Origin of the sequence: Polaribacter sp. HaHaR_3_91, assembly GCF_019278525.1 — a bacterium.
Classification (GTDB): domain Bacteria; phylum Bacteroidota; class Bacteroidia; order Flavobacteriales; family Flavobacteriaceae; genus Polaribacter.
The window spans coordinates 2921581-2940201 of the sequence record NZ_CP058986.1 but is presented as its reverse complement, the minus strand read 5'-3'; the positions used below and the strand labels follow the sequence as shown (position 1 = coordinate 2940201).

Annotated in this window: 16 protein-coding genes; 4 read left to right on the top strand and 12 right to left on the bottom strand. The window is 30.3% G+C overall.

What is annotated here, in order from left to right:
* Nucleotides 1–4: 4 nt before the first annotated feature.
* The 6 genes from H0I27_RS12405 to H0I27_RS12380 form a co-directional block, all read right to left on the bottom strand.
* Nucleotides 5–313: a DUF6660 family protein gene (locus H0I27_RS12405; RefSeq protein WP_218731002.1), complete on the bottom strand. Its 309-nt coding sequence runs from the start codon at nucleotides 311–313 to the stop codon at nucleotides 5–7.
* Between the two features lie 127 nt (nucleotides 314–440).
* Nucleotides 441–1934, bottom strand: coding sequence for a potassium/proton antiporter (locus H0I27_RS12400; protein WP_218731001.1), 1494 nt, complete (start codon nucleotides 1932–1934; stop codon nucleotides 441–443).
* 64 nt (nucleotides 1935–1998) lie between these two features.
* Complete coding sequence (gene arsB, locus H0I27_RS12395; protein WP_218731000.1) at nucleotides 1999–3039, bottom strand: ACR3 family arsenite efflux transporter; 1041 nt, start codon at nucleotides 3037–3039, stop codon at nucleotides 1999–2001.
* A gap of 2 nt (nucleotides 3040–3041) precedes the next feature.
* Nucleotides 3042–3674, bottom strand: a complete 633-nt coding sequence (locus tag H0I27_RS12390; protein WP_218730999.1) for a low molecular weight phosphatase family protein — start codon at nucleotides 3672–3674, stop codon at nucleotides 3042–3044.
* A gap of 28 nt (nucleotides 3675–3702) precedes the next feature.
* Nucleotides 3703–4170, bottom strand: a complete 468-nt coding sequence (locus H0I27_RS12385) for a DUF6428 family protein (protein WP_218730998.1) — start codon at nucleotides 4168–4170, stop codon at nucleotides 3703–3705.
* Between the two features lie 50 nt (nucleotides 4171–4220).
* On the bottom strand, nucleotides 4221–4553 hold the full coding sequence (locus H0I27_RS12380) for a helix-turn-helix transcriptional regulator (RefSeq protein ID WP_218730997.1): 333 nt from the start codon (nucleotides 4551–4553) through the stop codon (nucleotides 4221–4223).
* A 307-nt stretch (nucleotides 4554–4860) separates the two neighbouring features.
* Here H0I27_RS12380 and H0I27_RS12375 point away from each other — a divergent pair, with 307 nt between their 5' ends.
* On the top strand, nucleotides 4861–5760 hold the full coding sequence (locus tag H0I27_RS12375) for an EamA family transporter (protein WP_218730996.1): 900 nt from the start codon (nucleotides 4861–4863) through the stop codon (nucleotides 5758–5760).
* A 58-nt stretch (nucleotides 5761–5818) separates the two neighbouring features.
* Here H0I27_RS12375 and H0I27_RS12370 read toward each other — a convergent pair whose 3' ends face one another.
* The gene (locus tag H0I27_RS12370) at nucleotides 5819–6337 is read right to left on the bottom strand and encodes a peptide-methionine (S)-S-oxide reductase (protein ID WP_218730995.1); all 519 of its coding nucleotides are present in this window, start codon (nucleotides 6335–6337) and stop codon (nucleotides 5819–5821) included.
* 505 nt (nucleotides 6338–6842) lie between these two features.
* Between H0I27_RS12370 and H0I27_RS12365 the strand changes: the two genes are divergently transcribed.
* Together H0I27_RS12365 and H0I27_RS12360 are read left to right on the top strand one after the other, a co-directional pair.
* Complete coding sequence (locus tag H0I27_RS12365) at nucleotides 6843–7208, top strand: CidA/LrgA family protein (protein ID WP_218730994.1); 366 nt, start codon at nucleotides 6843–6845, stop codon at nucleotides 7206–7208.
* A complete protein-coding gene (locus tag H0I27_RS12360) occupies nucleotides 7205–7900 on the top strand; it encodes an LrgB family protein (protein WP_218730993.1) in 696 nt (231 codons plus the stop codon). The genes H0I27_RS12365 and H0I27_RS12360 overlap by 4 nt, the downstream gene beginning before the upstream one ends.
* A 260-nt stretch (nucleotides 7901–8160) precedes the next feature.
* Here the strand turns inward: H0I27_RS12360 and H0I27_RS12355 are convergent, their stop codons facing one another.
* The 5 genes from H0I27_RS12355 to H0I27_RS12335 form a co-directional block, all read right to left on the bottom strand.
* Nucleotides 8161–9390, bottom strand: a complete 1230-nt coding sequence (locus tag H0I27_RS12355) for a DUF5018 domain-containing protein (protein ID WP_218730992.1) — start codon at nucleotides 9388–9390, stop codon at nucleotides 8161–8163.
* 17 nt (nucleotides 9391–9407) lie between these two features.
* A complete protein-coding gene (locus H0I27_RS12350) occupies nucleotides 9408–10769 on the bottom strand; it encodes a PQQ-binding-like beta-propeller repeat protein (RefSeq protein WP_218730991.1) in 1362 nt (453 codons plus the stop codon).
* Nucleotides 10770–10798: 29 nt separating this feature from the next.
* The gene (locus H0I27_RS12345; protein WP_218730990.1) at nucleotides 10799–11983 is read right to left on the bottom strand and encodes a PorT family protein; all 1185 of its coding nucleotides are present in this window, start codon (nucleotides 11981–11983) and stop codon (nucleotides 10799–10801) included.
* 193 nt (nucleotides 11984–12176) lie between these two features.
* Entirely contained in the window at nucleotides 12177–14165 is a 1989-nt protein-coding gene (gene uvrB, locus H0I27_RS12340; protein ID WP_218730989.1) for an excinuclease ABC subunit UvrB, read from the bottom strand.
* Between the two features lie 30 nt (nucleotides 14166–14195).
* Nucleotides 14196–16928 carry a T9SS type B sorting domain-containing protein gene (locus H0I27_RS12335; RefSeq protein ID WP_218730988.1) on the bottom strand — a complete coding sequence of 911 codons (2733 nt, stop codon included), beginning with the start codon at nucleotides 16926–16928 and terminating at the stop codon, nucleotides 14196–14198.
* Nucleotides 16929–17227: 299 nt separating this feature from the next.
* Between H0I27_RS12335 and H0I27_RS12330 the strand changes: the two genes are divergently transcribed.
* On the top strand, nucleotides 17228–18568 hold the full coding sequence (locus tag H0I27_RS12330) for a microtubule-binding protein (protein ID WP_218730987.1): 1341 nt from the start codon (nucleotides 17228–17230) through the stop codon (nucleotides 18566–18568).
* The last annotated feature ends 53 nt before the right edge of the window (nucleotides 18569–18621 follow it).

The following is an 18621-nucleotide window of genomic DNA, read 5'->3' as shown; positions in this document are numbered from 1 at the left end:
TAAATTATGCTATTGGAGGCTGTAAAATTGAAGAAGTATACTCTTTTTCTGAGCCATTTAAAAAGAAAAAACCTTGTGTCGAAATTTCAGAAACTTCAATTTTTATAAAAGTTAATTGAAGATCTGTTGCGTTTACGTGGCAACATTGACAAATACAAAAAGGCGAACATAAATCTGAGTCTTGATGTTTGTGGTTGTCGGTAATTTGTGAAATTTTGGTTTGTACATGATCATTAGGTACAATAAAATCTGCACAAGGTGTTAGGTTGAGTGCAAAAATATAAATAGCTAATAAAAATATTAAAAATTTCATTGATGCAAATATAGAAACTTATTCTTGCAATGGTATTGCAAACTGATGATTGAATTCAATATGCTTTAAATTGCTATAAGATATCAGTATTTTTCAATTTTATAAGACTAAAAAAGGTTCGTTTTTATTACTCGGTTACATTTTCAATATAACTCATTCCGTATTTATTAAATGCGTCACAAACTTCTTTTATACTGTGATCATTGTCTAGCAATATTACAAGCGTGTCGTTTGCTTCAATAACAGTTGCTCCCCCTGGGCGCACAAATTTACCGTCTCTTTTTATCATACTTATAAAGGCACAAGTTGGAAAGTGTAAATCTACAATTCGTTTATTAACAGCTGTACTGTCTGCTGGAATTTTTAATTCTTTCATAGCAGATTTTGGTAAATTCAAAATATAACGATCATTCTCTGCAACCGGACTTAATTTTTCTGGTAGCGCAACATTTAACCATTTAGAAAAAAGAGATAATGTGGTACCTTGTATTAATACAGAGGTTACCGAGATAAAAAAGACAATATTAAAAATAACATTTGCTTTGTCTATTCCCGCTAAAAGCGGATAGGTGGCAAACACAATAGGCACAGCGCCACGTAAACCAACCCAAGAAATGTAGAGACGTCTACGAAGTTTCATTTTAAAAAATAGTAAACTAATAAAAACACTTATTGGTCTCGCAATTAAAATTAAAAATATAGAAATTAAGATTCCAACGCCCATATAAGGGATTATTTCTGAAGGAAAAACAAGCAAACCTAAAGTAAGAAACAATACAATTTGCATAAGCCACGCCATACCATCAAACATTTTTAGAATGGTAGATTTATGTATTAAATCATGATTTCCTAAATAAACAGCACAAATGTAAATTGCTAAAAAACCATTTCCGCCAACTGCATCTGTAGCCGAAAAAGTAATAAACATAAGGGCAATGACTAAAACAGGATACAAACCCTCGAAGTCAAGTTTGATTTTATTGATGATAAATACGCTTAATTTACCAAAACCAAAACCTGCGATTCCACCAAAAATCATTTGTTGAAAAAATGTTGGAATTATAGAAGCAATACTTAAATCTTGGTTGATTACTAAAGTTAAAAAAGCCAATGTTAATACATATGCCATTGGGTCGTTACTACCACTTTCTAACTCTAAAGTTTGTCTTAAGTTATTTTTTAAAGCTAAATTTTTTGATCTTAAAATGGAAAAAACGGCAGCTGCATCTGTAGAAGAAACAATAGAGCCTAGAAGTAAACTTTCGTATATCGTAAAGTCCGTAACAAACCAAACAAAAGTACCTAAGGAAAGTGCCGTAAGTAAAACACCTACAGTAGATAAAACTAGACCTTCTTTTAAAATTGGTTTTATTGCTTTAAAATTGGTGTCTAAACCACCAGAAAACAAGATAAAGTTAAGTGAAACAATCCCTATAAATTGTGCCATTTTTGGATCATCGAAATTAATACCACCAATCCCTTCTGATCCTGCCATCATTCCGATAGCTAAAAAAAGTATTAAAGTTGGTACTCCAAATTTATAGGAGGTTTTACCAACAATAATACTTATAAAAAGGAGTATAGATCCTACTAATAGTATGTTTTCAATGGTTAAATTCATTTGTGCAATTACTTAAGATGGTTTACACAAATTTAACTTATTATATAGTAAAATGTTTATAAAACTAGGCTTTATTGTAATATTTTTTCTTCAACCAAAAAGAAACACGTACTAATAAAATTAAAGCAGGCACTTCTACTAAAGGACCTATTACACCTGCAAAAGCCTGTCCGGAGTTTAAACCGAAAACAGCAATGGCAACTGCTATTGCTAATTCAAAATTATTACCTGCAGCTGTAAATGCCACGGCTGCAGTTTTATCATATTCTGCCCCTGATGCTTTGGTAAAGAAAAATCCAATAATAAACATCAATGTAAAGTAAATTAATAAAGGAACAGCGATGATTAATACATCCATAGGTATTTCTACTATTAATTCTCCTTTTAAAGAAAACATCACTACAATGGTAAATAACAATGCAATTAAGGTTAATGGAGAAATTGTAGGGATAAATTTGTTTGTGTACCAATCTTCTCCTTTTAATTTCACTAAAATTAATCTACTTAAAATACCTAATAGAAACGGAACTCCTAAGTAAATAGCAACACTCTCTGCAATAGTAGCTACGGAAATATCTACAATTGCACCTTCAAACCCAAAATAGGGAGGAAGTACAGTTATAAATAGCCATGCATAAAAACTATATGCAAAAACTTGAAATATACTGTTTAAAGCCACTAGTCCAGCTCCGTATTCAGCGCTTCCTTCTGCTAAATCATTCCACACCAAAACCATTGCAATACAACGAGCCAAACCAATTAAAATAAGTCCGACCATGTATTCTGGATAGTCACGTAAAAATGTAATTGCCAAAATAAACATTAAAACAGGACCAATAATCCAGTTTAAAATTAGTGAAATGGATAAGATTTTTGTGTTCTTAAAAACCTTAGGTAATAGTGCGTAGTTTACTTTCGCCAAAGGCGGATACATCATTAATATTAAGCCAATTGCAATAGGAATATTTGTAGTTCCGCTGCTAAAGGAATTTATAATGTTTGGAAAAGTAGGAATTAAATACCCCAAACTTACTCCAATTGCCATGGCAACAAATATCCATAAAGTTAAATAACTGTCTAGAAAACTTAATTTTTTTGAAGCCATTTTTATAAATTTACTTGTGAGAAAATGTAAAATAATTCCGCTGCAATTTGCAAGCTTCTTTCTTGGTATTTTTCTGCTTGTTGAGGTGTATTGTCAAATGCCTTTGGATCTTCAAAAGTTATTGGAATACGTTTTTCTGCACCAGCAATAAACGGACAACCACCATCCGCTTGCGAGCAAGTCATAATAGCAGCAAATTCAGATTTCGGATTAAAATCGTCATCTAACTTTTTAGAAAACCCAATAATAGGATGTGCATTCTCTCCGTATTTTATACTATAAACAGGGTTTTTACCATCTGAAATTGTTTTAATATGGAAACCTTGATTTTTCAACGTTTCTGCAGCCATCGGGAAAAGAGCAGTAGCTTCTGTTCCTCCAGAATAACAAAATACATTTTTAACGTTAAAATAGCTAGCCATTGCTTGTGCCCAAACCTGAGATAAATGGCTTCTTCTAGAATTATGCGTACAAATAAAGTTGATTCTAATTTCTTGTTGATTAGAAACTTTGGTTTTAATATAATCTGCCAAAGGTTGTAAAACGGTTTTACGTTCTTCTGTTATGGCTGCAAAGTTTAAACCTTTAATTACGTTTTCTATTTCTGAAAATAGTGTTGTTTGTGTTGTGATCATTTTTATTTAAGTTGATTTTTTTTTTAGTTTAACAACATCCACTTCCTGGAGCACAAGAATTTCCTGTAGCTATTTCTGAAAATTGTAATTTTGTTTTTTCTTCCGGAATTCCGCAATTGTCTTTGGCTAAACAATCTGTTTGCTTAGAAGTTAGTAAGAAGTTTGTTCCATCAAAATCAAGTCCGAATTTACCAATTGTATCTGCTTGGTATTCTACTTCAATTTCTAAATTTCCGATGCCTAAAACCTTTTCAGAAAGCTCTATAATGTTTAATAATTTTTCTGGGTACAATCTGTGGTCATAATCATCGGCATTCCAAAGTTGAAAGTTTACTACTTCTTCGTTTCTAACGGTTCCGCCGCAATCAATAAAATTTTTGGTGATTTTCCCAACTTCGGTAACATGAAAATGATTTGGTACTAATTCTCCGTTTGGTAATTGAAAACCAATTTTTTTTAAAGCTTTTAGAGCTACTTTTACTTCTGATAATTTCATAATGATATATTTGTTTATTGCAATTTTGCGATTAATGTTTGTAAATTTTTTTAACAGCAATCTGTTTTTTGAGATAAATCTTGATCTAAAAACTCTGACATTACTGTTTTCATTGCGGTCCAGTTTTCTTTATGAATGCAGTAACAAACACTTGTCCCTTCTACACTTCCTTTTATCAACCCTAAATGTTTTAATTCTTTTAAGTGTTGAGAAATGGTAGGTTGTGCCAATCCGATTTCACTTACTAAATCACCACAAACACAAGAATCAATCTTAAACAAATGTTGTAAAATAGTTACTCTTGCTGGATGACCAAAAACTTTAGCAAACAAGGCAATTTCATTTTGTTGATCCGTAAACATTTCAGTTTTTGCTAATCCCATTTTGTTTCTTTATTTATTCATTGCAATATTACGATTAATATTTGTTCTGTCAAACTTATTTTTTTAGTAAAATAAGTTTACCACATTTTATTATTATCATTACTCATAAAAAGTGAGATATTTTAATTTATAATTTTTTTTTCACTTTTTTTATTTTTCTTTGTCCTATCATCACATTAAACAGTGGTTTTGTTTAGTGCTTTGTTAATTGTAACTAGAAGATTCATTAAAAATCATTGTCTTTTTTTAGTTAATTTTTTGTTTTTTTAAGTGGTGTCTAATTAATTATTGTTTATCTAGTTTTTTTATGAAGTATTTATTTGGAGTTACTATGATTTGGGCTTTTTCGTTTAGCTTAATTGGTGTATATCTTTCTGGGTTTGTTGATGCTTGGTTTTCAGTATTGATGCGTATAGGTGTTGCTACAATGCTTTTTTTACCTTTTTTAAAGCTGAAGAAAATTAAAGTAGCAACAATTTACAAACTTATTGCAATTGGTTCAGTTCAATTGGGTTTAATGTATTGTTTTTACTTTCAATCGTTTCGTTTTCTTACGGTGCCAGAAGTGTTACTTTTTAGTGTGCTTACACCAATTTACATTACTTTATTAAATGATTTTTTAAGTAAAAAATTTCATAAAAGACATCTGCTTACTGCTTTAATAGCTGTTTTAGGAGCTGCTTATATTCAATACTCAAGTATTAGTGAAAATGTATTTTTAGGTTTTATGATTACCCAAGGTGCCAACCTTTGCTTTGCTGTAGGTCAAATCGCTTATAAATATTTATTAAAATCTACGCCTGAATTAAAAAGTACTCCAAAGCATACTATTTTTGGGTTGTTCTTTATTGGAGCATTTCTAGTAGCACTTATTGCTTTTTTCATTTTTGGGGCAACAGAAAAGTTGCCAACCACATCTGTTCAGTGGGGAGTATTAATATATTTGGGCGCTGTGGCTTCTGGACTAGGTTATTTTTTTTGGAACAAAGGTGTTGTTATGGTAAATACAGGCTCGTTAGCAATTATGAATAATGCATTAGTTCCAATAGGATTAATTGTCAATCTTGTTATTTGGAATAAAGAGGCAGATATTCAAAAGATTTTAATTGGTGGAAGTCTTATTTTTGCTTCTCTTGCACTTAATGAATATCTCAATAAAAGAAATAGCTCTAAATCCTTATTAATTAAAAGTATAAAGGCTGATTAAGATTCTCTTTTATATACTTCGTTTTAATAACAGACTTGGGAGAATTCTAGCTACCTAGTTAATTATTACTTACCTTTTTTTTATACTTATACAGTATGTCTAAAGGAATGTGGCAATAAGAATGATCATTCGGGTGCAAGGTTAATCTATGTTGATGTTCTTCATCACTCGGGATAAAATTAGTTAAAGGAAGCACTTCAATCGCTATTTTTTTTATGGTTTTATTTTTAAGGTTTAATGTCTGTTCTATTTTTTGAATACAATTTTTTGCTTTTAACAGATGTTTTTGATGATCGCTGTAAAAGCCTGTGCGATATTTCTCTCCGATATCGTTTCCTTGTTGGTTGATACTATAAGGATCAATAATTTCTAATAAGTGATGTATTAAATCTTCAACTGAAATAACCTTAGGGTTAAAGGTTATTTTGACACATTCGGCAAAACCATCATAGGTTGTTTTAGTAGATTTGGTAGTTCCATTAGCTCTTCCGGCTTGGGTTTCAAGTACACCTGGTATGTGTTTGAAAAACTCTTGAACGCCCCAAAGGCAGCCCCCTGCAATATATATCGTTTCCATTATATTGTTTGTTCTGTTAATTAATCTTTTTTATTGTTTTTAATTGCTGGTAACGTTAAGATGAATATGCCGCGTTTTTAGATTTAATGTTAGCTAAGTTACTTTTTTAAGTTAAGAAATCAAGAGTTGAAACATTCTTTTTTCAATCAAAATCCTATAAGTTTTGTTTTAAAAAAAGTAATAATTTAGTGACTATAATAAATTTTTGCTAGTAGTCTTATTTCTTGTAACTATTAGGAATAGTTATCAATTTAATTCTAAAAGAAATCTATAAAGTTGATTTACCTTTTTGAAAAAAGGTATTGAATAGTTGCAAAGTGTATTATTTGGGTTTTTTATAAGGTTCGTTTTTTGTCTTTTAAAATCATTTTTTTTATCCTTAATTTCTATTAATGAATCTTTCTTTTTTTATGTAAATATTATAGAAAATAATATTATTGTTTCATGAGAATTATCAGCTCTATCTTTTTATAGAACACTACTTTTGTAGTAGAAAAATAATAGTATGATTAGACAATTATTCATAATACTCATGTGTCTTGCTCTAGGTGAGATTATAGTTTATTTCACTGGGATTAAAATCCCTTCAAGTATCATAGGTATGTTGTTATTAACAGCAGGACTTCAATTTAAAGTAATTAAACTTAAATGGATACAGGAAGTTGCTGATTTTCTTTTAGATAACATGGTCTTTTTTTTTATACCACCGGGCGTAGCTATTATGTGTTATCTTGATTTAATTTCAAAAGAACTAGTACCAATACTAGCAGCAATTCTGGGGAGTACTGTTTTAGTTTTACTAAGCACTAGTTTTACACATCAAGTGTTGAGGAAAATAAGATTGAAGAAACTAACAAAAGATAAAAAATGAAACTGATTTCAGAACCTTATATGTTGTTAACCATAACTGTAGGTATTTATTGGTTGACAAAATATCTTCAAAATAAAACCAACTCAGTTCTACTAAATCCTATATTAATAACAATAATTGCTGTAATAGGCATTTTAAAATTAGCAGGTATTTCTTATGAGACTTATCATGAGGCAGGTAAGTTTATTGAGTTTTTTCTAAAACCTTCAATTGTAGCATTAGGAGTACCGTTATATCTTCAGTTAAGTAAAATTAAAAAACAAGTAATCCCTATTTTTATTTCACAATTAGTAGGTTCTATAGTAGGTATAATTTCGGGGGTTCTTATTGCTAAGTGGTTAGGAGCTTCAAATGATGTAATAATTTCGATAGCACCTAAGTCTGTTACGACTCCGCTTGCTATTGATATTTCACAGTCAATAGGGGGGATTCCATCTCTTACTGCATCAATGGTTGTTATGGTAGGAATTTTTGGATCAGTAGCAGGTTTTAAAATTTTACAACTATTTAAAGTGAGTAATCCAATGTCTAAAAGTCTTTCAATGGGGACCGCAAGTCACGGGCTTGGAACGGCTCAGGCGATGGCTATAAGTCAACGATTTGGAGCATATTCAAGTATGGGACTTATTTTAAACGGATTGTTTACGGCCATATTTACTCCCATTATTTTAGCATTACTTGGCATTATATAAGAAAGTTGCTTGTTAGGAATATATATACGTCCTGTTTTGAAAGGAATCTATAAAGGTGGTTTGTTATTTGAAAAAAGTATGAGTAGTAGTAAAGTAGAATACTTTATTTTAGTATTACGCTATATTAAAAATGCCTCAAGTAATTGAGGCATTTTTTTATTTAGCAAAAAGTGTATTGGAAGAATTACAGTTTTGAAAACTTAATTTTTCATTGTTTTATAGTAACTTTTAATCTTCTTTAATAGTATTATTAGATAAATTTAATTGAATATAGTTGTAAATGATTCACCTATCCTTCTTCCTGGTCCCCAAAAAGTAATGGTTTTTGGAGCTGCAGGATTTCCAAAGTATGCCGGAAACAAATAATAGTAATCAAGTGTTAATGTTGCCTGAGTTTTATCACTATTTACAGTGTAATCGTAGTTGGAAGAATTTTGTATTTGAAATATAGAGCCATTTGAAGGAATTGCAATTGTTTGTGTAATATTCTCACCAGTAATCTTTAAAATATCATTGTAAGAAAAAGAATCTTGATTTAATGAAATGAATTTAGGAGCACTTTCTGCAAGTATATCTATAAATTGACTTGATTCTATACGTATTGAATTTGTTTGATATACTATTTTGTAATTACCGTAAGTTGGTATATTTTCTGTAATTTTAGTATTTAGACTATATTCAATAATGTTTTCTTGAGAAGAATAGCTGTTTTGGCTTAAAATATTTAGTTCATATTTATTACTACCATCGTATAAGTAGATTTCTGCACCAGGTTTATCCATGTCTAAAAATTGACCTGAAATACGTAAATCTGCTCTAATATAGTAAAGGTGGGCCGATGAAGAGTTACTATTGTCGCTAATTTGGGGCATATTAGCAATGATTGTATATTCCGTTTTATCTCCGTTTTCTGCGGTAACGGTATAATTAACTGGTTCTTCAAAGTTTTGAGGAATTGTAATATCAGGAGAAATTGTAGCGTTTTCAGAAATTGATATTGTAGGTAAAAGCGAACTTTTATCTAATGTTCCCATATTAAAATTAATAATTTTGTTGTCTTTATTAATATAGGCTTCAATAGTTTTATTTTCAACAAGGACCGAAAAGGATAGTATTTCACTTTCTGAATTAAGTGGTCTATTGTTAACAATAACTCTATAAATATTAGGGTCTCCATTCTCTGCATATACAGTGTATGCTACTTCATTATTAAAATTTTGAGATTCGTTTATGTTAGGTGATATATTTGCGTTTTCAGAATAATCAATTGAAGGCTTTAAGGCAGAAATGTCAGCTCCAGCTAAACTAAATAGTATTGTTTTGTCTATTTGGTTTATAGTTCCGTTTATAATTTCTCCGTTAATAGTAAGGTCAAATGAGTTAATGGTGTTCTGATTGCTTAAAACAATTGGTAAATCGGGTTCATCGTCTTTAGAACATGCTATAAGAGCAAATATTATGTATACTAATATTGTGATTTTTTTAATCATTTTATAGGGGATTTTTGTTAGTTTTTTAAGCCGTGAGAACTAGGATAAATTACAGTATCACTGTTTCCAATAATAATTATTGGAGACTTTATAATAGGATTATCTGTTTGTAGTTTCCATTCTAAGCTACCATTAGTCGCGTTAATTGCATAGAAGTTATTATCCCAATCACCGATATAGACAATGCCTTCGTAAACAATAGGAGAAGTAGTTGTTTTAGAACTTAAATCATATTTCCATTTAAAACTGCCGTCTTCTGCATTTAAACAGACTAATTCTGCTGTTCCATTTTTAGATAAACCAATATAAATATTGTTGTTGTGTATAAAAGGAGAAGTTTCTATTGTTCCTTCAGGTTTGTAAGTCCATTTAATATTGCCGTTGTTTTCATACAAAGCATAAAGAGTGCTATAGGTTCCTGTTATTATAGTGTTTTCGAATATTGTGGGTGCTGCAAAAAAGGAATTATATCTTCCCATATCGACAGTCCATATTTTACTTCCGTTATTTTTATTCAATGCATAAAATATACCATAGTAATCCCCAATATATATTTGGTCGTTATTAATTAAAGGATTGGTTAAAAATTTATAGCTTGCGTTTAACCTTAGACTCCAATCTGTTTGTCCTGATACTTTATTTATGGCGTATAAATGATCATTATTTCTACTGCTTACAAAGACTCTAGTTTCATCGATAGATAGTGTTGCGTAATAATTAAGAAAACTACGATCCCATAATTTTTCTTTTGATTCAATATTTACACAATAAAGTTTACTACTTGCATCAAAAGCATATACATTGGTATTATCTGTAATAATGTTTCTATATTCATTATAATTAGTACCCGGACTGCTTGTCCATTCAATTTCACCTGTAAGGATGTTAATACCGTTTAATCCTTTTACACCTGAAAAAATCATGTCTTTATAAGTTGTATGAGCTTCAATAAACGAAGTGCTAGATTCCCACAAAGTCTTATTTGTAATTAAATCATATGCTATTAAGTTTTGAGAAGAATCTGAAAAAAGTAGGATTTTACTTTTAGGGCTTTCAAAAGTGAATTCTAATTCAGAAACTCCTCCGTTTTTATCTGTGGCAATGATTCTACCTCTATATTCATTGTTATACTCTAAGAGTGATGTGCTTATAGATTTAGTTGTTTTTTCTACTAAAATAGAATTTATATATAAGCTATAATATATAAGATCATCATCTGCATCTAAAACAGTATTCCAATCTATAGTAACTGTTTTTCCTTCAAAAGAAATTTTTTCTAGTTTTATTTCTTCAGGATTTGAATTTTGATGAGGAAGAGACTCATCGTTTGAGCATGAAAGCAATATTAGTATTAATAGAATTGATATTATTTTTTTCATAGTTCTTTTAATGTATAGTTTGTAATTTTTTAATTAAAAGAATATCCTAATTTAATCATGAAACTTTGAATGTTTGGATATTCAGTATTACTTTCTGAAGTTATTTTTTTAGGTGCATTATAACGTGCTTCTATACTGAGTTTATTATTAAAGTGGTATCCAATTCCTAAAAGAAAACTTATGTTTTTATTCATTTTAGTTTCCTTTTCATTAAATTTTATAGGAAAGTCTAAGTTAATACCCGAATTAATAAATAAAACTTTTTTATTATTAAGGAATAGATAATGTCTTATTGCAATGGGGATTTCTAAAGAGCTGTATTTTACTTTTTCATTACTATAAATCGGTAAGTTAACCATTGCATTTGGGTTTGATGGTGGTGCATAAAGTGTATATCCTGTAACTACATCTATATTAATTGTTTTGAAAGCAGACTGATAAGTAGGCTCAGTAAATAGAGACCATTTATTATTATTGAAAGGGAAAATATATTCTAATTCTAAACCTAAATTAATTGCTGGGGTAGAAGTAAAATCTAATAATGATAGTCCAAAACCTATTTTACCATAAATATTAAATTTACCTTTTCTGTTTTTTTTTATATATAATTTATTTGAACTATTAGAGCATGAGTTGAATTTTGAGAAAAAGTTGATAAAACTATCTTCTCTATATTTAATGTTAGTATTAATGTTTTTACAATTTAATTCATCCCTCAACGTTTTTTGGTAATTTAAGTTTTCAGAAATACCACCTTTATTATTCTTATATTTTTTATACTCTAAAGGTTTAATTTTTGAATTTATACTATAAAAAAAGTAATCAACTCCGTTATCTGAATATTTAAATAGACTTGCTTTTCCTTTTATTATTACTTTTAAGAACAAGTTTTTATTTTTAAATATTGAGACCCTTTTATTACTCAGGTTATTTAAATTATTAGAATATTTGTTAATGTCTACTTTATGTTTTTCAAATAAGAATTTATTATAGATTTCTAATACGTTTAACTGATTAGATTGTATTTTTTTAACTTCAGATTTATCAGTTAATTTAAATTGAAATTGAGATGGAATTTGCCTCCAATCTTCATTTTTAATTAAGCATTCAGTTTTGTTTCCATCTATAGTTGTAAAATAACCTTTTTCAAATTTATTTTGGGCAATTGAATTTAATCCTATAAATAAGATAATAAGAGTAATTATCTTTTTCATTGTTTTAATTATTGTTGTGAAAATATAAATAAGACCTTACTTAACTATTGATAATTATCTACATTAAAACTTATTAATAGAATTGCTTTTTTTTTGCTTTTTTATTCGACTTAACTTAATGTTTATTTTACTTAAATTTTATTCAAAAGAAGTTTTAAAAAATAATTTTGTAAAAAAAATATGGAATTATTTATTACAATTTTTCTCTCAAAACCGCAATTTCATCACGTAATTTTGCAGCAACAATAAAGTCTAATTCTTTTGCGGCAGCTTCCATGTGCTTGCGTTTTTCTCTAATACGTTTTTCTATTTCCTCTTTTGGTAAATACTGTAAATCTTGTTCCGCGGCAACCTGTTTTGCATTATCGTAATGATAACTAGAAACAGCAGATTTTGACAAAGTATCATCAATTTTTTTGTTAATCTGAGTCGGAGTGATGCCGTGTTTGGTATTGTAGGCAATTTGCTTTTCTCGCCTGCGTTCGGTTTCGTCAATGGTTTTTTGCATGCTGTTGGTCATTTTATCAGCATATAAAATTGCCAAACCATTTACATTTCTTGCAGCTCTACCAACGGTTTGTGTAATAGATCGGTGCGAACGTAAAAAACCTTCTTTATCAGCATCTAAAATTGCTACTAAAGAAACTTCTGGTAAATCTAAACCTTCACGCAAAAGGTTGACGCCAATTAAAACATCAAACAAACCTTTACGCAAATCTTGCATAATTTCTACACGCTCTAATGTATCAACATCAGAATGAATATAACGACAACGAATATCTACTCTTGTTAAATATTTAGTCAATTCTTCTGCCATTCTTTTGGTAAGTGTAGTAACCAAAGTACGTTCGTCTTTTTCTACTCTTTGTTGTATTTCTTCAATTAAATCATCAATCTGATTTAAGCTTGGTCTAATTTCAATTACCGGATCTAACAAACCCGTAGGTCTAATTACTTGCTCTACAAAAACACCTTCTGTTTTTTCTAACTCGTAATCTGCAGGCGTTGCAGAGACGTAAATTACCTGATTCTGAATTTCTTCAAACTCTTCAAATTTTAACGGACGATTGTCCATTGCAGCAGGTAATCTAAAACCGTATTCCACCAAATTTTCTTTTCTACTTCTATCGCCACCATACATAGCGTGTGTTTGCGGAACGGTTACGTGGCTTTCATCAATAACCATTAAATAATCACCCGGAAAATAATCTAACAAACAGAACGGTCTTGTACCAGGTTCTCGTCCGTCTAAATAACGAGAGTAGTTCTCAATACCAGAACAATAACCCAATTCACGAATCATTTCTAAGTCGAATTCTGTTCGCTCTTTTAAACGTTTTGCTTCTAAATGCTTGCCTATTTCTTTAAAATAATCTACCTGTTTCATCATATCTTCCTGAATTTGATGAATGGCATTTTGTAAAATGTCTGGAGACGTTACAAATAAGTTTGCTGGGTAAATGGTCAGTTCACTAAAGCTTTCTAAAACGGTATTACTTTCTAAATCGAATGATTCTATTTCTTCAATTTCATCACCAAAAAAATGGACTCTATAGCCATTGTCTCCGTAAGACGGATAAATGGTAACCACATCTCCTTTTACTTTAAAGGTTCCGCTTTTTATTTCGTGTTCTGTTCTAGAATATAAACTTTGTACTAGTTGATGTAAAAATTTTGTTCTTGCAATTTGTTGATCAACATGAATGGGAATGACGTTTTTCTTAAATTCAACCGGATTTCCAATACCATACAAACAAGAAACCGATGCAATTACAATAACATCTCGTCTACCAGAAAGTAGAGAAGAAGTAGTGCTTAAACGCAAACGTTCTATATCATCATTGATAGATAAATCTTTTTCAATAAAGGTTCCGGTAACGGGAATATATGCTTCTGGTTGATAATAATCATAGTACGAAACAAAATATTCTACGGCATTATCAGGAAAGAATTGTTTAAACTCAGAATACAATTGTGCAGCCAATGTTTTATTGTGCGCTAAAACTAAGGTAGGTTTGTCTACGTTTTTTACCACGTTAGCAACGGTAAATGTTTTACCGGAACCTGTTACTCCTAAAAGCGTTTGATATTTTTCGCCATCATTAACACTTTGTGTAAGTTCTTTTATTGCTTGTGGTTGATCTCCCGTAGGAGAAAATTCTGATACCAATTTAAATTCCATGATGTAAAAATACGGATAGAAAAAAGATTATTACTTTCTTATTAAACTAAAATTTCCAGAAGCTTTAATTAATTGGTCGTTGTTGTCAATAATTTCAGATTGAAACCAATAATCGTTAGAAGGCAGCGGTTTACCATTATAGGTTCCGTCCCAACCTAGATTATTGAAATCTGTAATTTGGTAGACTGCTTTACCGTATCTATCAAAGATAAATATTTTAACAGATTTAAAGAAAGTGCTGTTTATTCCTTTTACATTCCAATAGTCGTTTTTATTATCATTGTTTGGTGTAAAAAACTTTCTATACCCAATTACTGAAACATCGGTTTGCACTGGAGGTTCACAATTATTAAGATCTCTTATATAAATAGTTCTTGATCCTGGAGTGACATGCGTAAAAGTATGTGAAGTTCCATTACCAAAAAAGGTGTTATTATCTAATGAGAATTCATAGGTACTGTTACCATCAAGACTAATATCAACAATATTATTGGCTTCGTCTTCTGTGTTTACATTGATGTAGTAAATCGTTGCCGCTGGCGGATTATTTACTGTGAATTCTTTAAAACTAGTACAGGTTATTCCGTTTTCGGTTTTGTAAACCGTTAAAGAAAAATCTCCGATAGCATTTAATTTAAAGTCTTTGTTTGTGCTTATAATATTGTCTGAACTATCTCTCCATTCATATAAATCATTGCTAGCATCTGCTGTTAGGGTAATTGGGTTTACATTTGGATTAAAACAAATAGTGTAACTGTCTTGTAGCTCTATTTTGGGAGTAGGATTTACTACTAAATTTATAGGCTCCATTCCGCCACAACCTAACTCATTATCTACTCGAACATAAATAGTTGTAGATGGCGTATTAAGTTTATAAGGAAGTTGATTTTCTGTGGTTTGTGCGTCTAATAATGTTGGGTAAAAACGAATTGTATTTTTAGAATCTAAACTAAATTGGTCTAAAATTTCAGTGCTTTTTGTTTTTAAATCGAAATATCCAATACTGTCTCCATTTAAATTGTCTGAGCTATCACAGGTATAATACGTGTCAATGGTACCAAGAGAAACAAACTTAGATTCAATAAAAAAGTTAGTAATGTTTCCACAGCCTTTTTCCGAAATAACTTTTACAAAAAGTTCTTGAGGATTGCTTTCATTTTCGAAGTTTTTTGGATTTGGTATGCGGTTTTCATCATTTTCTGCATCTATGCTGTTTTTGTAGAAAAGATACGCTTTATTAAAGGCATCTTTAACTATTTTATCTCCAATATCAGTTAAATCAAAAAAATCGATTCCATTATTATCAACATCACATTGTATTAATTTTTGGTCTGGAGTTAAAACAGGTAATGGATAAACTGTTACTTCTTTATAAAAAGGAATATCGGTTCCGTTAATTGTTACGGTGCAGGTTACTAGGTAATTACCTTCGGATGCGTATTGATGATCTGAAGATAAACCTGAAGCAGAATTTCCATCGCCAAAATCCCATTCGGCATTAGATATTGTATTATAAGAGTCTAGACTAAAGTTAAAAGTATCTGTAATACATTCATTTTTAGTAACAATTCTATTTCTAAAATAAGATTGAATAAAATTAGGCAAGCCTCTATAAGAAGCACCACTTTTTAAATTTAGAGCTTCATGTTCGTAGTTTGCCAAAGCACCTATTTTATTAGGCTCATGTACAATACTAAGAGTTTGGACAGGAAATAGGTTATAACCAATTTTATAACCATTTATATCATATAGATTTTCATAGGTTGATTGTGCAATATATATTTTTCCGTCTGTACCTAGGCTTATAGAAGATTGCAGTATGTCTAGTGGACCAGAGTATACGGGGGTTCCTCTATAACTTTCATTTGTATTGGCTACTTCTAATTGCATTATGTTATAGGTTTGACCACTATAACTTGCAGAATAATATAAAAATTTAGAATCAGGAGAAAAAGTAAGTCCATAAGCGGCATAACCAGCTCCACCAAATTCTGCTATGGTTACATATTTTAATTTTGATAAAATACCGGTATTGCTATCAAAATTAAAAAACCTGATAAGACCATCATTATATAAAGCGATGGTACTTCCATCAGGAGAAATTGTCATTTCTCCATCATAACTATTTTCATATTTTACATACTCAAGTTGTGTTGTTGTAAATGGTCTTTCTACACCATCTTCTGTAACTTTAATAGCGTAAAAAATATCATTTTCAGCTTCATATGCATTACTTCCGTAAGTTATAACCCAAACATCTTTACCGTTTTTATGGTGTACAGCGGTAATTTTATTTGCTGTGGAATGTATAAGTGGCATGTTCTTGTATTTAACCCAGCCTAAAGGTCTTGAAGTTGAAAATTCTATTTCTGAATGATAAATCATAGGATAAACTAAGGGAGAACTTAATTCTGTTTTTCTAGTTGTAAAAACATAAAAAGTAGAATCACTATTTGGCTTAGGTATAATTATCGAAGATTGCGTGTTGTTTAACTCGCCATTTAAGCCCTCACCATTTATCATTATCTCATTATTTTTATTCCAGATGGTTTGTCCGTCTGTATAAAATAATAAGTTTCCTTGGTTATCCGAAATACTTGAAGAGCCTTTAAGAACTGTCATTTGGCTGTCTTCTAAAACATCTACATTTTCTTTATTAAAATGAATGCCTGCTTTATCTCCAAAATACCAATGATCTGTTTCTCTTTGCGAGAAAGTATTGATACTAATAAGAATAAGTAATAAAAGTAGTTTTATTTTCAAATTGAGGGTTTTAAAAAATAAAAATAAAACTATTTATAGAGTCCTATCATTTTATTGTGTTAAAAAATAGTTGAAACATGTAAAAAATAGAATTAAATGTTTTTTGGGAAGTATTATTATTTGAAATCTTGTCAAAAAGTAGCTTTATATGCATTAAAACTTTAAAAATATTAAATTAGTTGTAACAAATAAAGAATCTGAGCTACATATATTTAGAGGCGATATTGTTTTTATTTCAAAATTTTTAACGAAATTGCTTCTCTAAAAATTGTTCAACTTTAAAAAAACAAAAAATAACTATGTCTGATGATTTTGATTTACTAGAAACTAGTGCAAACAAAAAAACTGAAAAAGTAGATGTAAATTGGGGGAAAGCGATTGACACCATGAAATCTAAATTGGCACAAGAAGATGATCCAGAGTCTCGCCAAAAAATTCTAAACGCAACCTTAGATGATGTTGTGCACATGGCAGAAAAAGACAGAAGTACGCTTTTAGATGCTATAAAAGACTTAACAGATTACCAAGATGAAGTTGGTATTATGTTCGAGAAATTTTCAGCCTTAAACCCATCAGAACAAAAAGTAATAGACGATGCTCAAAAAGGATTAGAACGAGCAAGAATAGAGTTAGAAGATGCACAAAACAAAGCAGATACTTGGTGGAACAATTTATGGGGTAGAAAATCGAAGATTAAAAAAGAAGAAATAGAATTTGCAGCAGCAGAAAAACTACGTGCAGGTGCAGATAATAAAGCAAAAGCATTATTTCAGCAACGTATAGAAAGTGCCGATATTCAAACGCTATTAAGTGAGCTTTCTTACAAATCTCAAGCAGCAGTTACGCGTTTAAAAAATAGAGAAGTAGAAATAAAAGAAGTAGAAGAAAAGTTAAAAGATGCTATTGTAGAGGCTTCTAAAAATCATACAAAAGCGTTAGCTAAAAAGAAAGAAGTAGAAGAGCAATTAGAAGAGCAGTATGCTTTATTAAAACAATCTCGACAAGAATTAGAAGAAATTGTAGACAAACAATCTACTGCCTATTCAGAAGCGATTGGTAAAATGACTGCTATTGAGCAAAAAGTAGAAGAGTTAGAAGGTCTTAAAAATGCTTACACAACCTTGGCTGCCAGTAAAGATAGTTTTGTGCACAAACACAATTTAACCATTAAAGTATTAACTTCTTTGCGTTCTAATTTACAAACACATAGAGCAAAATTAAAGTCGGATACTGAAGAAAGGTTAAAGTATTATGATGGTTATGTGGTTGCATTAAAAGCAAGAACAGACCAAGAATTTGCGGCAATTTTAGAGCATTTAGGTGTAAAAACAGATGAGCATATCGGAGAAACTTTAGCGTCTATGCATTCTGCAAGTGCTAGAGCACGTCAAGAAATGATGGATAATATTCCGCTTCACGAAAAAGTGATGACCGGTGTTTATAGCTCTTACGCAGAGGCTTTACATGAAATTAGAGAGAAAGATATCGACATTCAAAAGAACTTTGCAGACCGTTACGGAATAGACATGAAAGAGATTTTTGAAGACTATTACAAAGCAGATGCAACTGCTCCAAAAGGAACGGATGCTCCTGCAGCAAAACCAAAAACAGATACTTCTAACGACGATTTGTTAGGGTAAAAAGTATTCAGTTTTCAGTTGTAGTTAGCAGTTAGCTTGTGCCTGAAAATTGT

Excerpts from the sequence above, each read along its gene's own strand:
- H0I27_RS12405 (WP_218731002.1), bottom strand. The coding sequence starts at position 313 with ATGAAATTTTTAATATTTTTATTAGCTATTTATATTTTTGCACTCAAC.
- H0I27_RS12400 (WP_218731001.1), bottom strand. The coding sequence starts at position 1,934 with ATGAATTTAACCATTGAAAACATACTATTAGTAGGATCTATACTCCTT.
- arsB (WP_218731000.1), bottom strand. The coding sequence starts at position 3,039 with ATGGCTTCAAAAAAATTAAGTTTTCTAGACAGTTATTTAACTTTATGG.
- H0I27_RS12390 (WP_218730999.1), bottom strand. The coding sequence starts at position 3,674 with ATGATCACAACACAAACAACACTATTTTCAGAAATAGAAAACGTAATT.
- H0I27_RS12385 (WP_218730998.1), bottom strand. The coding sequence starts at position 4,170 with ATGAAATTATCAGAAGTAAAAGTAGCTCTAAAAGCTTTAAAAAAAATT.
- H0I27_RS12380 (WP_218730997.1), bottom strand. The coding sequence starts at position 4,553 with ATGGGATTAGCAAAAACTGAAATGTTTACGGATCAACAAAATGAAATT.
- H0I27_RS12375 (WP_218730996.1), top strand. The coding sequence starts at position 4,861 with ATGAAGTATTTATTTGGAGTTACTATGATTTGGGCTTTTTCGTTTAGC.
- H0I27_RS12370 (WP_218730995.1), bottom strand. The coding sequence starts at position 6,337 with ATGGAAACGATATATATTGCAGGGGGCTGCCTTTGGGGCGTTCAAGAG.
- H0I27_RS12365 (WP_218730994.1), top strand. The coding sequence starts at position 6,843 with ATGATTAGACAATTATTCATAATACTCATGTGTCTTGCTCTAGGTGAG.
- H0I27_RS12360 (WP_218730993.1), top strand. The coding sequence starts at position 7,205 with ATGAAACTGATTTCAGAACCTTATATGTTGTTAACCATAACTGTAGGT.
- H0I27_RS12355 (WP_218730992.1), bottom strand. The coding sequence starts at position 9,390 with ATGATTAAAAAAATCACAATATTAGTATACATAATATTTGCTCTTATA.
- H0I27_RS12350 (WP_218730991.1), bottom strand. The coding sequence starts at position 10,769 with ATGAAAAAAATAATATCAATTCTATTAATACTAATATTGCTTTCATGC.
- H0I27_RS12345 (WP_218730990.1), bottom strand. The coding sequence starts at position 11,983 with ATGAAAAAGATAATTACTCTTATTATCTTATTTATAGGATTAAATTCA.
- uvrB (WP_218730989.1), bottom strand. The coding sequence starts at position 14,165 with ATGGAATTTAAATTGGTATCAGAATTTTCTCCTACGGGAGATCAACCA.
- H0I27_RS12330 (WP_218730987.1), top strand. The coding sequence starts at position 17,228 with ATGTCTGATGATTTTGATTTACTAGAAACTAGTGCAAACAAAAAAACT.